General features: G+C 41.2%; 1 protein-coding gene. It reads left to right on the plus strand.

Annotated elements, in window-relative coordinates; translation table 11 throughout:
• A partial coding sequence (locus AB4371_RS04425; protein ID WP_372149108.1) for a transposase occupies positions 1–335 on the plus strand: 335 nt, incomplete at both ends.

A 335-nucleotide genomic window follows, 5' to 3' on the forward strand; every position in this document is an offset into this window, starting at 1 on the left:
GGATTGGTGAGGCAATGGTCGTCCCTTGGGTTAACAAAGACATCATGATAAACCATCTAGAGCAGATATCTAAAGTCACAGAAAAAGACCGTCATTCAGTGGTAATAATGGATGGCGCAGGATGGCATACCGATGATATTGCTAACCCATTTGATAATGTCAGTATTATCAAATTGCCGCCATACTCACCAGAGCTTAACCCTATAGAGCAAGTGTGGAGTTGGTTAAGGCAACACTATCTAGCAAACCAAAACTTCATTGATTATAACGATATTGTTTCGAAGGTCTGTAGCGCTTGGAATGGATTTCTTGAGTGCAAAGATCGCGTCACAAAA

Source organism: Vibrio sp. 10N.261.51.A3, from assembly GCF_041471965.1.
Taxonomy (GTDB): Bacteria; Pseudomonadota; Gammaproteobacteria; order Enterobacterales; family Vibrionaceae; genus Vibrio; species Vibrio crassostreae_C.